This is a genomic window from Stutzerimonas chloritidismutans AW-1 (genome assembly GCF_000495915.1).
Taxonomy (GTDB): domain Bacteria; phylum Pseudomonadota; class Gammaproteobacteria; order Pseudomonadales; family Pseudomonadaceae; genus Stutzerimonas; species Stutzerimonas chloritidismutans.
In genome coordinates, this window is the sequence record NZ_AOFQ01000062.1 from 76,756 (window position 1) to 91,645 (window position 14,890).

The 14,890-nt window shown below is 61.6% G+C and carries 13 protein-coding genes and 1 pseudogene; 2 read left to right on the top strand and 12 right to left on the bottom strand.

Features of this window, described 5'->3' with window-relative positions:
- Positions 1-12: 12 nt before the first annotated feature.
- Complete coding sequence (locus tag F753_RS49335; protein ID WP_014820897.1) at positions 13-540, bottom strand: YceD family protein; 528 nt, start codon at positions 538-540, stop codon at positions 13-15.
- Between the two features lie 103 nt (positions 541-643).
- Here F753_RS49335 and F753_RS45170 point away from each other — a divergent pair, with 103 nt between their 5' ends.
- On the top strand, positions 644-1,222 hold the full coding sequence (locus F753_RS45170; protein WP_023446721.1) for a Maf family protein: 579 nt from the start codon (positions 644-646) through the stop codon (positions 1,220-1,222).
- A 14-nt stretch (positions 1,223-1,236) separates the two neighbouring features.
- On the opposite strand, the gene sppA is transcribed toward F753_RS45170, so the two are convergent.
- Genes sppA through rluC form a run of 3 tightly spaced genes read right to left on the bottom strand, consistent with a single transcriptional unit; the run spans position 1,237 to position 3,842 of the window.
- The gene (sppA, locus tag F753_RS45175) at positions 1,237-2,220 is read right to left on the bottom strand and encodes a signal peptide peptidase SppA (RefSeq protein WP_023446722.1); all 984 of its coding nucleotides are present in this window, start codon (positions 2,218-2,220) and stop codon (positions 1,237-1,239) included.
- Complete coding sequence (locus tag F753_RS45180; protein WP_023446723.1) at positions 2,210-2,896, bottom strand: HAD-IA family hydrolase; 687 nt, start codon at positions 2,894-2,896, stop codon at positions 2,210-2,212. Before F753_RS45180 ends, sppA begins: the two co-directional genes overlap by 11 nt.
- Positions 2,889-3,842, bottom strand: a complete 954-nt coding sequence (gene rluC, locus F753_RS45185) for a 23S rRNA pseudouridine(955/2504/2580) synthase RluC (RefSeq protein WP_014820901.1) — start codon at positions 3,840-3,842, stop codon at positions 2,889-2,891. The genes F753_RS45180 and rluC overlap by 8 nt, the downstream gene beginning before the upstream one ends.
- Positions 3,843-4,400: 558 nt before the next feature.
- Here rluC and rne point away from each other — a divergent pair.
- Positions 4,401-7,554 (top strand): annotated as a pseudogene (gene rne / locus F753_RS45190) (ribonuclease E).
- Between the two features lie 384 nt (positions 7,555-7,938).
- Here the strand turns inward: rne and murB are convergent.
- The 8 genes from murB to F753_RS45230 form a co-directional block, all read right to left on the bottom strand.
- A complete protein-coding gene (murB, locus tag F753_RS45195; protein WP_023446726.1) occupies positions 7,939-8,958 on the bottom strand; it encodes a UDP-N-acetylmuramate dehydrogenase in 1,020 nt (339 codons plus the stop codon).
- Positions 8,955-9,419: a low molecular weight protein-tyrosine-phosphatase gene (locus F753_RS45200; RefSeq protein WP_023446727.1), complete on the bottom strand. Its 465-nt coding sequence runs from the start codon at positions 9,417-9,419 to the stop codon at positions 8,955-8,957. Before F753_RS45200 ends, murB begins: the two co-directional genes overlap by 4 nt.
- A gap of 1 nt (position 9,420) precedes the next feature.
- Positions 9,421-10,185, bottom strand: coding sequence for a 3-deoxy-manno-octulosonate cytidylyltransferase (kdsB, locus tag F753_RS45205; protein WP_023446728.1), 765 nt, complete (start codon positions 10,183-10,185; stop codon positions 9,421-9,423).
- On the bottom strand, positions 10,182-10,367 hold the full coding sequence (locus tag F753_RS45210; RefSeq protein ID WP_003299639.1) for a Trm112 family protein: 186 nt from the start codon (positions 10,365-10,367) through the stop codon (positions 10,182-10,184). The genes kdsB and F753_RS45210 overlap by 4 nt, the downstream gene beginning before the upstream one ends.
- A 45-nt stretch (positions 10,368-10,412) precedes the next feature.
- Positions 10,413-11,417: a tetraacyldisaccharide 4'-kinase gene (lpxK, locus tag F753_RS45215; protein ID WP_023446729.1), complete on the bottom strand. Its 1,005-nt coding sequence runs from the start codon at positions 11,415-11,417 to the stop codon at positions 10,413-10,415.
- On the bottom strand, positions 11,417-11,845 hold the full coding sequence (locus tag F753_RS45220) for an ExbD/TolR family protein (protein WP_014820907.1): 429 nt from the start codon (positions 11,843-11,845) through the stop codon (positions 11,417-11,419). The genes lpxK and F753_RS45220 overlap by 1 nt, the downstream gene beginning before the upstream one ends.
- On the bottom strand, positions 11,842-12,474 hold the full coding sequence (locus F753_RS45225; RefSeq protein ID WP_031298327.1) for a MotA/TolQ/ExbB proton channel family protein: 633 nt from the start codon (positions 12,472-12,474) through the stop codon (positions 11,842-11,844). The genes F753_RS45220 and F753_RS45225 overlap by 4 nt, the downstream gene beginning before the upstream one ends.
- Before the next feature lie 71 nt (positions 12,475-12,545).
- The gene (locus F753_RS45230) at positions 12,546-14,771 is read right to left on the bottom strand and encodes a DNA internalization-related competence protein ComEC/Rec2 (protein WP_031298329.1); all 2,226 of its coding nucleotides are present in this window, start codon (positions 14,769-14,771) and stop codon (positions 12,546-12,548) included.
- Positions 14,772-14,890: the final 119 nt, after the last annotated feature.

Consider the following 14,890-nt stretch of genomic DNA (forward strand, 5'->3'; position numbering starts at 1 on the left):
TTGGATCAACTCCTAAACGTTTGGGTCACGCTTTAACTGCGCCAGTACGCTGAACGGGTTGGACCGCGTTACCTCGTCCTCACTCGGTTCAGGCTCATCTGGCCCAACCGGCGGCTGGCAAATTTCAGGGTCATGGAGTGGAACAATCGGCAGAGCGAGCAACAGCTCGTCTTCGACCAGCGCCAGCAGATCCAGAGGATCCTCTCCCACTTCCAGCACGTCATACCCTTTGGGCAGGTGCTGGCTGCTCGCCCCTTCATTCACAACCGCGTAATCGCACTCGCTGTGAATCGGCAGAACAACCGGCTCCAGACAACGCTGGCAAATCATTTTGACTTCAACGTCGAGCTGACTACGGATAACCGCAGTACGCTGCTCGTCGCGCCCAAAGGCAAAACTGGCGCGCACCACACCCTGATCATCCTCAAGAGGATCGGCGAGCCGCTTCAGCTGCGACAATTGCAGCTCACCGGCTAGGGTGGCCGCTCGGTCGGCGAGCTTGCGCGGATCAACGTGCGGTGGTATCGGTCCTTTCAACATAAGCGCGGCATTCTAGGGACGCGCCCGCAGCCTGTCAAAGGAATTCCGCCCAGCTTCACGACGCAACGCATACAATCTCGCACCTATATATAAAGGAGGAATCATGCGCCGCCTGCTGCTTGCATCCAGCTCACCCTATCGACAGGAATTGCTCTCCCGGCTGGGGCTGCCGTTCGAAAGCTGCGCCCCGGATATCGATGAAACCCATCTACCCGGAGAAAGCGCCGAACAACTCGTAAACCGACTCGCAGAACAGAAGGCCAGAGCGCTTGCCGAGCGGTATCCGAATCACCTGATTATCGGCTCCGATCAGGCTGCAGTATTGGACTCGAAGATTATCGGCAAACCGCACACGTTCGAGCGGGCAAAACAGCAACTGCAATCCGCCAGCGGCAACAGCGTCCGATTTCTGACCGGACTGGCGCTCCTCGACAGCGCGACAGGCAGAATTCAGGCCGACTGCATACCGTTCACCGTACACTTCAGAGAACTAGATGAAGCCCGAATCGAGCGCTATCTGAGAATTGAAAAGCCCTACGATTGCGCGGGCAGTTTCAAGGCTGAAGGATTAGGCATCAGTCTTTTCCGCGCCACCGAAGGCGAGGACGTTACCAGCCTGGTAGGCCTTCCACTCATCCGCCTGGTGGACATGCTACTGAACGCAGGCTACGACGTTCCGTGAGCGCGAGCCGGCTTCTATCGCAACACCGGCCCCTGCACCCCAACCAGAACAGCCAAGCGTTCGGCGACGCCAGCACCAAGTTTCTTGGTAAAACGATCCAGCGGCGACTCTTTGACAGTGAAGTCCACCAGCTCGGGCTCACCGATCACCTCGCGCGCGACATGCGCCGTACTTCCCAAACCATCGATCAGCCCGAGCTCCAATGCCTGCTCCCCAGACCAGATCAGACCTGAGAACAACTCCGGATGCTGCTCCTCCTGAAGGCGATCGCCGCGACCACGCTTGACGCTGTCGATGAACTGCTGATGGGTGGTAGCCAGCACGCCTCGCCAGAACTGGGTCTCCTCAGGCTTTTCCGGCTGGAACGGATCCAGAAAAGCCTTGTGCTCACCCGCCGTATAGACACGCCGCTCGACGCCGAGCTTTTCCATGGTTTCAACGAAGCCAAAGGTGGCCGCGGTTACACCGATCGACCCCACTAGACTGGACTTGTCAGCATAAATCTCGTCCGCGGCGCTAGCGATGTAGTACGCACCCGACGCCCCCAGGTCGGTAATTACCGCATAAACCTTGATGGCCGGATGTTCGCCGCGCAAACGCCGGATTTCGTCATAGATATAGCCCGACTGCACCGGACTGCCCCCCGGGCTGTTGATTCGCAGCACCACACCCTTGGTATTGGCGTCCTCGAAGGCCGCCCGCAAGGCACCGACGACGTTATCGGCGCTGGCAGGCTCTTCATCCGCGATCATGCCGCGCACATTGATGACCGCCGTATGACTACCCTCCGCGCCCTTGCTGGAACCAAACTGCAGCGCCGGGGAAAACAGTGCCAGCGCGCCGAACAGGTAAATGAAGGTCAATAACTTGAAGAAGATACCCCAGCGCCTAGCGCGCCGCTGCTCCTGAACCCCTGCAAGCAGCGTCTTCTCCAGCAGCTTCCAGCTGTTACGATCACCCTTGGACTCGTCTACCGGAGCCTTCCACTCATCCGACATTTGCATTCACCTCAGAAACCGCCAAGGAGCGCAGCCAATCACCAAGCTCCGAAAAATGATTGATCGCAGTGCGCGGCTTACACTGCTGCAAGATGTGCAGTGGCTGTGCGCCATAAGCGACAGCTACGCCATCCACACCCGCGCGATGAGCCATCTGCAGGTCAAACACCGAATCACCGACCATCAGCGCCTGCTCCGGACGAGCACCGCAGTGAGAAAGAATCTGGTGGATCATCAGTGGATCGGGCTTGCTTGCCGTCTCGTCCGAACAACGGGTGATATCGAAGAAGTCCTCCCACCCCTGCCCAGCCAAAACGCGATCAAGGCCGCGACGCCCCTTTCCAGTCGCGACAGCGAGCATATACCCGGCGTCACGAAACTCGGATAGCGCCTTGGCGACTCCCGGATAAAGAGCTGAAGGCTGGGTCTCCAGGGACAGATAATACTCGCTATAGCAGTGACGAAAATCCTCGATCAGCGCGACATCCGCCTGATCCGGATACAACACGCCAATCGCTTCCGGCAAGGCCAACCCGATGATGCCTTTGACCGAGGCATCATCGACCTGCGGCAAACCACAATTTTGCGCCGCAACATGTATCGACTCAACAATACGCCCGATCGAGTCGACCAGCGTGCCATCCCAATCAAATATCAGAACCCGGTACTCACTCACCGAGACGCTCCAGCGTTCGCGCCCACATTTCGTCGACGGGCGCCTCCAGGGATAACTCACCGCCATCAGGCAGCGGAACCTTCAGCGCGTATGCGTGCAGGAACAATCGCTTGCCGCCTAGTTCGCGAATCTCGCGAGTGAACTCCTCATCACCGTACTTGCTGTCGCCAGCGATGCTGTGCCCGGCATGGCGCGCGTGCACACGAATCTGGTGCGTGCGACCGGTAACTGGCTTGGCCTCCACTAGTGTTGCGAAGTCACCAAAGCGACGAAGCACGCGAAACAATGTCAGCGCTTCCTTGCCATCCTCGGTCACCTCGACCATTCGCTCACCAGAGCGCAGCGTGTTCTTCAGCAACGGCGCATTGACCTGCTTCTTCGAGGTTTCCCAGCGGCCACGCACCAGAGCCATATAACGCTTGTCTACACCGTCACCGCGCAACGCCTGATGCAGGTGGCGCAACATGCTGCGCTTCTTGGCGACCATCAGCAGACCGGAGGTATCGCGATCCAGTCGATGCACCAATTCAAGCTCCTTGGCATCAGGGCGCAGCTGCCGCAAAGCCTCGATCACCCCGTAGCTGAGTCCGCTACCACCATGCACAGCTATGCCGGCCGGTTTATTCAGTACGATGAGCGCCTTGTCCTCGTGCACGATGGCCTTTTCCAGCCTTTCCAACAGTCCTTGAGCAAGCGGCTCAGGCTCGTCGCGCTCGGCCAGGCGCAGCGGCGGCACACGCACCAGATCACCGGCTTGCAACTTGTACTCAGGCTTGATGCGCCCTTTGTTCACACGCACCTCGCCCTTGCGCAAGATGCGGTAGATCAACGTCTTGGGCACGCCTTTGAGCTGGTTGCGGAGAAAGTTATCAATGCGCTGGCCGGCAAGTTCCGGCGCGACCTCGAGTATTTGCACACCGGAGGTCTGGGAGGGGGTATTGGTCATCGTGGCATCATATCAATTTTCATGGAATTGAAGCACTTAAACATTGCTGTTATAGTCGCGAACGCCGCCAAAAGCGGTCAGGTCCAGGGATGCCAGCGATACCGCCAACCCAGACCGGCAAAAAAAATGTTCTAGGACGTGAGGCCGTCCGACGGAGCTTCCCTCAAGTAGCGGAGAAGTTGCGAAACAAGCCTTGAAGACATGATGCGTGCCCCCTATGGGAATCGCGATAATCGACAACCCGCTCCCCGGATTCTGCGAGCGGCACCCGATTTTCAAAGTATGCGTGTTGGGTGGAGATGCACAGCATCGGATTGCGTAGCAAAGGCTTTCACAGACGCTTCATTCCGTCCGCTACCGATGCCTGATTCCTCCTCCCGAACCATTGCTTCTGTTCCGACAGCAAGCAGGAGACGTCGTCGCGACGCCGGCCCATTTGGCCGCACATCGCTGGACACTGGAGTGCTTTACAACCATTCCTGACTCACCTGACACCGACCGCGAGAGTCGTGTGTGCCGAACGCCGTTTCCGGATGCCACGGAAACCGACGGTACTACATGAAAAGAATGCTAATTAACGCAACTCAGCCCGAAGAGTTGCGTGTCGCACTGGTCGACGGCCAACGTCTGTTCGATCTGGACATCGAATCAGGTGCCCGCGAGCAGAAGAAAGCCAACATCTACAAGGGCAAGATCACCCGCGTCGAGCCCAGTCTCGAAGCTGCTTTCGTCGACTTCGGCGCCGAGCGCCATGGCTTCCTCCCCCTCAAGGAAATTTCTCGCGAATACTTCAGCAAGTCGCCTGAAGGCCGCGTGAACATCAAGGACGTCCTGCGCGAAGGCCAGGAAGTCATCGTTCAGGTCGAAAAAGAAGAGCGCGGCAACAAAGGCGCTGCACTGACCACCTTCATCAGTCTGGCCGGCCGTTATCTGGTCCTGATGCCGAACAATCCGCGTGCTGGTGGCATTTCGCGCCGCATCGAAGGTGAAGAACGCAATGAATTGCGTGAAGCCCTGAACGGTCTCGATATCCCCGCTGACATGGGTCTGATCGTCCGCACGGCAGGCCTGGGCCGCTCCAGCGAAGAGCTGCAGTGCGACCTCGACTATCTGTTGCAGCTCTGGACCGCAGTCAAGGATGCGTCCCAGGATCGCCCCGCGCCATTTCTGATCTATCAGGAATCCAACGTCATCATCCGCGCCATCCGCGACTACCTGCGCCAGGATATCGGCGAAGTGCTGATCGACAGTGTCGAAGCACAGGACGAGGCATTGAGCTTCATCCAGCAGGTGATGCCGCAGTACGCCAGCAAGATCAAGCTGTACGAAGATTCCGTACCGCTGTTCAACCGCTTCCAGATCGAAAGCCAGATCGAGACGGCCTTCCAGCGTGAAGTAAAACTACCTTCCGGCGGCTCCATCGTCATCGATCCGACCGAAGCACTGGTATCCATCGACATCAACTCGGCTCCCCCCCCCCCCCCCGGGGGGCGCCACCAAGGGTGGCGACATCGAAGAAACCGCCCTGCAGACCAACCTGGAGGCGGCCGAGGAAATCGCCCGCCAACTGCGTTTGCGCGACATCGGCGGACTAATCGTCATCGACTTCATCGACATGACCCCGGCCAAGAACCAGCGCGCAGTCGAGGAGAAGATGCGCGAAGCACTGGAAGCCGACCGTGCACGTATCCAGGTCGGCCGTATCTCGCGCTTCGGTTTGCTGGAAATGTCCCGCCAGCGTCTGCGCCCCTCTCTGGGCGAGACCAGCGGCATCGTCTGCCCACGCTGCAACGGCCAAGGCATCATTCGTGACGTCGAATCGCTGTCGCTGGCGATTCTGCGCCTGATCGAAGAAGAAGCCCTCAAGGACCGCACCGCCGAGGTTCGCGCCCGCGTGCCGTTCCAGGTAGCAGCATTCCTGCTCAACGAGAAACGCAACGCGATCACCAAGATCGAGCTGCGCACCCGTGCGCGCATCTTCATCCTGCCGGACGATCACCTGGAAACGCCGCACTTCGAAGTTCAGCGACTGCGTGACGACAGCCCAGAAATCATGGCAGGCCAAGCCAGCTACGAAATGAGCCCGACCGAGGCCGAAGAAGCTCAGCCGGTCAGCTCCACACGCACCCTGGTTCGTCAGGAAGCGGCGGTCAAGACCGCACCGCAGCGCACCGCACCGGCGGCAGCCGCCGCAGCGCCAACCGAAACACCCGTTGCCGCGCCGGTGCAGGAACCAAGTCTGTTCAAGGGCCTGATCAAATCCCTGGTCGGACTGTTCGCAGGCGAGACGAAAGAACCGCAGGCCACAGCCGAAGTCGAGAAGAAGCCCGCCTCGCCGCGCCCGCAGCGCAATGACGAGCGCCGCAGCGGACGCCAGCAGAACCGTCGCCGCGATTCGCGCGGTGGCCGTGATGAGGAGCGCAAGCCGCGCGAAGAACGCCAGCCCCGTGAGGAGCGCCAGCCCCGTGAGGAGCGCCAAGCTCGCGAGGAGCGTCAGCCCCGCGAAGAGCGCCAGCCGCGCCCACCACGCGAGGAACGCAAACCCCGTGAACAGGCCGAAGTTGCCGAAAGCCAGCCGCGCCGCGAGCGAGCCCCACGCGAGGACCGCAAGCCCCGCGAGGAGCGTAAGCGCGAACTGCGAGCACCAATCGACGAAGCTCCGATCGCTGTAGCAGCAGAAGAAGAGCAGGCCGAGCGGCAACCACGCGCCCCGCGCGAAGAGCGCAAACCGCGCGCCGAACGGCAAGCCCCGGTAGCCGCCGATGAGCTGCTGCAGCAAACCGAGGATGCGAACGAAGCCGAGGACGCCCAGGACTCCAACGAGGGCAGCGAAGGCAACGACGGCGACCGCCCACGCCGCCGCTCCCGCGGCCAGCGTCGTCGCAGCAATCGCCGTGAGCGTCAGCGTGACGCCAACGGTAACGAAATCGACGAGGTCGACGAGAGCAACGCCCCGGTGAAAACCGAGGAAATCGCCGTCGCAGCAACAGCCGCCGCCCTGGCCGCGAACACCGCCGACACCGAAGCGGCGCCACAGGCCAAGCTCGCTGATGACGCCGTGATTCAAACCAGCACCGAAGGTGTAGCGACGATTGTCGAGCATGCGCCAAGCGTGGAAAGTACGGACGAGCAGTCGATAGCTATCGAAGCTGCAGACGAGACATCGACACACGCTGCCGAAGTTGCGCCGAGCGAAGCACCACAGGTCGTCCAAGCCAACGACACCCCACAGCCTGCCCCGGAGCCGGTGGTCGAGAAAGTCGAAGTCGCACCGACCCTGGCGCCAGTACTGACGCCTAGCGGACGCGCGCCTAATGATCCGCGCGAGGTCCGTCGCCGTCAGCGTGAAGCCGAGCGTCTGGCCAAGGAAGCGGCAGAAGCCGACGCCAAGGCCGCAGCGGAGCAACCTCTGGCCAGCCCGGAGATCGTCGCCAGCGAGCCAGTCGTCGAAGCGCAAGTTGAACAAGTTGCGGAGCCGGTGCCTGCCGACGCCCAGCCTGAGCCGTTCGCCGAGCCAGTCACCACCCTCCACGAGCAGCCGCTCGCCGAGGCTGACGAGCCCGCCGAACAAGCACAGGTGTCGACCGCTGAAGTAGACGAGCAGAAGCCAGAAGCACCGACAACTGAGGAAGTGGTTCAGCCATCACCCCAGGAGTCGGAACAAGCTGCAGAAGGTGACCAGCCAGATAACCGTGAGAAGCCGCAAGGCTAAACACCGCTGGCCAAAAAAGGGATGCTTCGGCATCCCTTTTTTTTTGCATTGTCCCGTCCTGAATAAGGTTTACACCTTCGTCTTATTCGTCGGGAGAACGCTCATGGCAGAAGGGGTGCGGCGCAGTCAGCAAGGCTACTCACTGCCCCATCTCTCCCCGAAAAAGCCGTCACTGCGAGCTTGAGAAGCCGGACCGGCTGCAGGTCGAAATTGAGCTCGCTTACATCCGATGCACATCGCAGATTCTGCTTGGTTGCCCGCGCTAGGCGAACCGAAGTGCGCGATCAGTACAACTCAAGAAGGACGCGAGCGACCAGAACCAGATATCTACAACACCGCACGGCCTGGCTTTAAAGCAGCCAAAACTGACCGTACGAGTCGTAGTCAGAGCACATTTGGCTCGATCTCAAGGCTGACGCCGAAGCGCTCCAGCACATCGACCTGGATACGTCGCGCCAGGTCCAGCAGCTGCACCCCCGTGGCCAGGCCATGATTGACCAGCACCAACGCCTGCAGCCGATGAACCCCTGCGTCGCCGTCACGAAATCCCTTCCAGCCAGCCTTCTCGATCAGCCAGCCAGCCGCCAGTTTCACTTGACCGTCGGCTTGCGGATAACCGACCAGCTCGGGGTAACGGTCGCGCAGCGTCTGAGCAGCGGCAGCCGGCACCAGCGGATTCTTGAAGAAACTCCCAGCATTGCCCAGCTGCTGTGGATCCGGCAGCTTTTCACTGCGGATGGCACAAACAGCTCGGCTCACATCCTGCGCGGAGGGTACGGTAATCCCCTGCTCCGCCAAACGCTGGCGGATCGGCCCATACTCAAGATGCAGCGCTGCCTGACGACGCAACGCGAAACGCACTCGCAGAATCAGAAAACGCCCGGGCTGCTGTTTGAACAGACTGTCGCGATAACCGAATGCGCAGTCGTCCTCGCTGAACTCACGGATGATCCCAGTTTCACTATCCAGTGCAGTGAGCCCTGCAAATACGTCCTTGATCTCGACACCGTAGGCACCGATGTTCTGGATTGGTGATGCACCAACGGTACCTGGTATCAGGCTCAAATTCTCGAGGCCCGCCAAGCCTTGCTCCAGCGTCCAGAGCACGAATGGGTGCCAGGGCTCGCCTGCCTCCGCCTCGACCAGAACCTGCTCGGCAGACTCATCGACGATGCGTTTGCCACGGCTGGCCATATGCAGGACAAGCGCCGGCACGTCACGAGTCAGCAGCAAGTTGCTGCCGCCACCGATCGGCAGCAGCGGAACGTCGAGCCGACGCGCCTGGGCGAGCGCGTCACGAACATCCTCATCGTTATGAGCGGCCGCGAAGTAGCGCGCACGCTGATCGACAGCGAACGTGTTGAATGCCTTGAGTGATCGGTTTGATTCGAGGGTCAGGCTCACAGTCGTCCCTTCAATTCCACGAGCAGCGCATCACAGGCCTCCTCGAGGAGATCCAGTACTTCCTCGAAGCCATCTGTCTCGCCGTAGTAAGGGTCTGGCACCACGCCACGCGCCAGGTCGTAGCGGCGTAGCAACAGATCAAGCTCCGCCCTGCTCGCTTCGGGGCGCAAGGCCTCCAGTCGAGCCAGGTTGTCGTGATCCATCGCCAGAATAAGGTCGAAACGCAGGAAGTCTTCCGGCTGCACTTGGCGCGCGCGCAGCGCTGTCAGCCGATAGCCGCGTTTGCCGGCTGCGGCGCAAGCACGCGAGTCCGGAGCCTTGCCCACATGCCAATCGCCGGTCCCAGCAGAATCGATCTCGATCCGACTGCCGAGCCCAGCCTGCTCGACGCGCTGGCGAAACACGCCTTCGGCGGTGGGCGAGCGGCAGATGTTACCCATGCAGACGAACAGGATTCTCATCTCAGCCGCCCAGCAGACGACGGACCCGCTCCAGGTCTTCCGCGGTATCCACCCCCGCAGGCGGTGCCTGTACCGCGTCTGCAACATGAATACGCTGGCCGTGCCAGAGCGCGCGCAACTGCTCCAGACACTCGGTATCCTCAAGCCAGCAAGGACCCCAGGAAACGAAATCAGCGAGGAAACCGGCGCGATAGGCGTAGATACCAATGTGCCGGCGGTACGGCACGCCAACAGGCAGTACGCTGCGATCGGCGGCAAACGCATCTCTTGCCCAGGGCAGCGGCGCCCGGCTGAAGGTCAGCGCCAGGCCATTGGTGTCCGAGAGCACCTTTACCACGTTTGGATTGAACAGCGCCTGCACATCGCTCAATGGCTCGGCGAGCGTGGCGATGGCCGCCTCGGGGTGCGCAGCCAGATTGGCGGCAACCTGATCAATGACTGCCGGGGGAATCAGCGGCTCGTCGCCCTGCACGTTGACCACGATGGCGTCACTCGGCAGACCAAGCTGCTCGCACACCTCAGCCAGCCGGTCGGTGCCGGAGTTGTGGTCGGGGCGGGTCAAAACAACCTGCGCACCGAATGCCGAGCAGGCATCGACGATGCGTGAGTCGTCGGTGGCGATGACCGCGCGCTGAGCCGTGCTCTTGCTTGCCTGCTCCCACACGTGCTGGATCATCGGCTTGCCGGCGATGTCCTGCAACGGCTTGCCAGGCAGGCGGGTCGAGGCATAGCGGGCGGGAATCACGACAGTGTAGGCAGTGGTCATTTGTCGAGGCGCTCATCCACGTCCAGCGTACGGGCCTCGCTCTCGAGCATCACCGGGATGCCATCGCGCACGGGAAACGCCAGGGCGTCGGCCTTGCAGATCAGTTCCGACTTGTCATCGGTCAGCTTCAGCGGCCCCTTGCATAGTGGGCAGGCCAGTATGTCGAGCAGTTTGGTATCCATGCGCAGTCCTTGGAAGCGTTCGACTGCGATGGCAGTGCGAGCGGCTTAAGAGTGATCGGGCAGCAATCGCGCCAACTGGCCGTCGAACCAGGTGACGAAAGCCGCAGAAGGTACGGCGTGCACCTGAAGATATGACCAACCCGGCGGTGCGAATGCCCGGCATTTCACCGCATCCTTCTCGGTCATCACCAACGGCAGGGCGGGGCTGAATTCCAGCTGCTCCTGGCTGTAGGCGGCGTGATCGGCGAAGGGGTGCGGAATCGGACGCCAGTGTAGCGTTTCGAGCGTGGTGAAGAAACGCTGCGGGTTGCCGATGCCAGCCACCGCGTGCAGCAGCTGGCCGGCGGGAAAGTGATCGAGAGGCCAGCGCTCGCCGGAGCACAGTTCGACCAGCGCGACCGGCCTGAGGCTGAACGCATAGCCGTCGGCGGTATCCGCATCGGTGCCGTTGACCAGCACAGCATCCACGCTATTCAGGCGTTCGGCCGGCTCGCGCAAGGGGCCAGCCGGCAGGCAGCGCCTGTTGCCCAGACCGCGTGCCGCATCGATCAGTACGAGTTCGAGGTCCCTGGCCAGCCGATAGTGCTGCAGGCCATCGTCGGAAAGGATCAGGTCAAGCGATTCGGTCTCCAGCAGGCACCGTACCGCGCGTGATCGGTCGGGATCTATCATAAGCGGCACGCCGGTACGCTGCACGATCAACAGCGGCTCGTCGCCTGATTGCTCCGCCGAGTGTTCGGGTTGAACGCGCCAGGGCAGCGTCGACGGCTTGGCACCGTAGCCGCGGCTGACGACGCCGACGCGCAGCCCGCGGCTACGGCAATGCTCGATCAGCCAGAGAATCAGTGGAGTCTTGCCTGTTCCACCTACGGTGATGTTACCCACCACGATGACCGGCACTGGTGCGCGATAGGCAGCGCTTTCACCTTTGAGAAAGCGCCGTCGCTTTGTCTCGACCACGCGCCGATAGAGTAGCTCCAGCGGAGCAAGCACACATAGGGCCGGATGCCCCTGATACCAGGCGCGTTGCAGGCGATCGGCGAATGACATCAGGGAGAGGCCTGCGCCTCGACCGTGGTGATGCGCAGTTGGCCGAAGCCCAGCTTGCCGGCGGCATCCATCGCGGTGATCACCGCCTGATGCGGGGTCTTACCATCGGCGCTGATGACCATCGGCAGCCGATTGTCGCCGCCTGATTCCTTGCTCAACGCCGCCATCAGCGAATTGAGGTCGCTCTTCAGTAGCGCTTTGCCGTTGAGCGAATAATTGCCGGCCACGTCGATCAGCACTTCCAGCTGGCGGACCTCGGCATCCTGCGGCGGTGTACCGCTGGCGGCTTCCGGAAGATCGACCTTGAGCTGCGTTTCACGGGTGAAGGTCGTGGTGACCACGAAGAACAACAGCAGAATGAAGACCACGTCGATCAGCGGTGCCAGCCCAATCTCCACGTTCTCCCGGGGTTTGCGACGGAATTTCACGCCTTGTCCTCACCGAGATCGACATCGCGGTCGCCCTGCACCACTTCCACCAGCTTGATCGCTTCCTGCTCCATGCCAACGACCAGCTCGTCGACGCGGCGTTGCAGGAAACGATGGAAGAACAGCGCTGGGATACCGACCATCAGGCCAGCCGCGGTGGTGATCAGCGCTTTGGCGATGCCGCCGGCGAGCAGGGGCGCATTCGCCATGCCCGAGTCCATAAAGGCACTGAAGATTTCGATCATGCCCAGCACCGTACCCAGCAGCCCGAGCAAGGGCGCGATGCCGGCAATGGTGCCCAGCGCGTTGAGGTAACGCTCGAGGTCGTGAACGACCCTGGCCGCGGCTTCCTCGATGCATTCCTTCATGATCTCGCGACCACGCTTGGAGTTGCTGAGGCCGGCGGCAAGAATCTCGCCCAAAGGCGAATCCGCGCGCAGCTCCTTGAGCTTCTGGTTGCTTAGTTTCTTGTCCTTGATCCACTTCCACACCTGGCCAAGCAGATGCGGCGGCGTGACACGACTCGGGCGCAGCGTCCACAGGCGCTCAGCAACGATGCCGGCGGCGGCGATGGAACACAGGATGATTGGCAGCATTATCCAGCCGCCTGCTTTGACCAGCTCCCACACGAGATGAATCCCCCTCGAAAAAGTGGCGCCACTCTAGCATAGGGTCGCGGGGTCGCCGACGGCCGCCGTTCTCATTTTTCCCGCCAGAACCGACGTTCCGCACGCTGTATCTCCGCCACCGAGAAATCGCCGAGATCGATGCGGATCGCGCCGTGCAAGGCGGTGTCGTAAACGTCGATTGCGGACGCTTCGAGGCGAGCGGTCACAGTCGGATGAGGATGACCGAAAGCGTTGTGCAGGCTGCGCGAGATCAGCGCGGCGCTCGGTTCCACCGCTCGCAGGAATGGCTCCGACGATGAGCTGCGGCTGCCGTGATGAGGCAATAGCAACCACTGCGCCTTTACATCCTGTCCGCTGAGCAGCAACGCCTGCTCCGCGGCCTGATCGATATCGCCGGTAAGCAGCACCCGTTCGCCATTGGCCTCGACCAGCAGAACGCATGACGTCTGATTGCTTTCCCGGGCCGCCTGCCATTGCCAGAGACTGAAACGCACGCCGTTCCACCGCCACTCGGCACCGTTTTCACAGGGCTTGGCATTCAGATCGGTCGCATGTCGTTGCGGCTCCCCACTGACGGTCCGCGCGACCGGAAGCAGTCGACGGATCGCCTGAGCGCCACCGGAATGATCGTTATCCGCATGGCTCAGCAGCAGTATGTCCAGCCTCTTCACGCCCAGGCTTCGCAGCGACGGGAACACGACACGCTCGCCGGTATCGAAATCACCCTGTCTCGGTCCCGCATCGTAGAGCAACGCGTGCTCCCGGGTCCGCACCAGTACCGAAAGCCCCTGCCCCACATCCAGCACCGAGACCTGCGCCCGTCCTTCGGCTACTTCGGAATACGGCGGATACACCAACGGCGCCAGGAGCACCAGTCCGAGCGCACGCACCGGCACACCTGACGGCAATAACATCAACAGCACACCCAGCCCAATCATCAGCAAGGCCCAGATGGGTATACCGACCGCCAGCCAGGCGGGTTGCCAGGTAGCCATGGCGGACAGCAGCTCCAACAGCAGCGCCAGCGAGGTGCCGACCAACCAGAGTAGCGTCTCGCCGATAGCGCCCAACGGCAGAAGCAACGTACCGAGCAGCGCGAAGGGAACGGTGAGGCTTACCCAGGGTACGGCAATCAGATTGGCCAAAGGCCCGCTGGCGCTGACCGGCAGTCCCAACGTCAGTAACAGAGGCAGCAGGCCGAGGGAAGCTGCCCATTGGGCGCGCGTCAGCGTCGCCCACCACTTCCATCGGCCGAGCCGACCGGAGAACGCCAGCGCGAGCACCGCAACGGCCCCGAATGAGAGCCAAAACCCCGGCTGCAACGAGACCAGGGGATCGACCAGCAGGACACCATTCAGCGCCAGCAACAGCGGCTGCCAGACACCCAGATGACGAAAGCGCAAGCGCCAGAGCAGGACCACGGCGACCATGAGACACGCACGACGCACCGGCACATCGAACCCCGCGAGCCATCCATAGGAAAGCGCACCAGCGAGAGCCAACGCGCATGCGCATGGAAGCCAGGGCCAACGGCTGGGCCAGAAGCCCCATCGAGCTGCTAGCGCAACCAGTCCGTATAGCAAGCCAGCCAGCATGCCGATGTGCTGTCCCGATATGACCATCAGGTGCACCGTGCCGGTGTCCTGCAACACCTGCCAATCCTCACGACTCAGGCCGGAGTCATCACCGACCACCAGTGCCGCGATCGCGCCTTGTCGACCGGACGCGGAGACCTCCATCAGACGGAGCCTCAAGCGGTCGCGCCAACTATTCACGGAGTGCGGCGCGAAGAGGCGCTCTCCCGCCTTGACCGAACCGGTCGCGCCAATGCGACGCGCCAGCAACCAGGCTTCGTAGTCGAACGCATGCGGATTGACCAGGCCACGCGGACGTTTCAGTCGAGCCGCAAGCCGCCAACGCTCGCCGGCCCGCACTTGCGGGCCGCCGTACCAGGACAGACGCACCTTCGACGGCAGCCCAGCATGCCTCGACTCGATATCCTCCAACTCGAAGCGCACGACATCGCCCGTGCTGGTGGGCAATCCACTGACCGTCCCCTGGATCCAGTATGTCCGGCCATCTTGCGAAACGGGCAGGCGATCATCAATGGCACTCTGGCACTGCCAGCATGCCCAGGCGAACCCGAGGAGAAGCAACCCAGACGACGCCCAGCGCCGACGCGAAAGCAGCAAGCCCCCCAGCACGCCAAGCACGCACAAGATCCAGACAGAGGGCAACGCCGGTAAGAAACGGGGCAAGACGAGGCCTGCCGCGAGCGCCAACATCCATGTGCGCATGCTTTTTCGACTCCTGGAATCCATTCCGGGACCGCTGTGGGCGGATGGTCAATTTGTCGCGGGCGTAGACCTAATGTCACAAAACTCCTGTCAGCGCCGCATCGCGATTCGAGGCATAA

What these genes read in the sequence shown, in the direction of transcription:
- F753_RS49335 (WP_014820897.1), bottom strand. Translation starts at nt 540, where the DNA reads ATGTTGAAAGGACCGATACCACCGCACGTTGATCCGCGCAAGCTCGCC.
- F753_RS45170 (WP_023446721.1), top strand. Translation starts at nt 644, where the DNA reads ATGCGCCGCCTGCTGCTTGCATCCAGCTCACCCTATCGACAGGAATTG.
- sppA (WP_023446722.1), bottom strand. Translation starts at nt 2,220, where the DNA reads ATGTCGGATGAGTGGAAGGCTCCGGTAGACGAGTCCAAGGGTGATCGT.
- rluC (WP_014820901.1), bottom strand. Translation starts at nt 3,842, where the DNA reads ATGACCAATACCCCCTCCCAGACCTCCGGTGTGCAAATACTCGAGGTC.
- F753_RS45200 (WP_023446727.1), bottom strand. Translation starts at nt 9,419, where the DNA reads ATGAGAATCCTGTTCGTCTGCATGGGTAACATCTGCCGCTCGCCCACC.
- kdsB (WP_023446728.1), bottom strand. Translation starts at nt 10,185, where the DNA reads ATGACCACTGCCTACACTGTCGTGATTCCCGCCCGCTATGCCTCGACC.
- F753_RS45210 (WP_003299639.1), bottom strand. Translation starts at nt 10,367, where the DNA reads ATGGATACCAAACTGCTCGACATACTGGCCTGCCCACTATGCAAGGGG.
- lpxK (WP_023446729.1), bottom strand. Translation starts at nt 11,417, where the DNA reads ATGTCATTCGCCGATCGCCTGCAACGCGCCTGGTATCAGGGGCATCCG.
- F753_RS45230 (WP_031298329.1), bottom strand. Translation starts at nt 14,771, where the DNA reads ATGCGCACATGGATGTTGGCGCTCGCGGCAGGCCTCGTCTTGCCCCGT.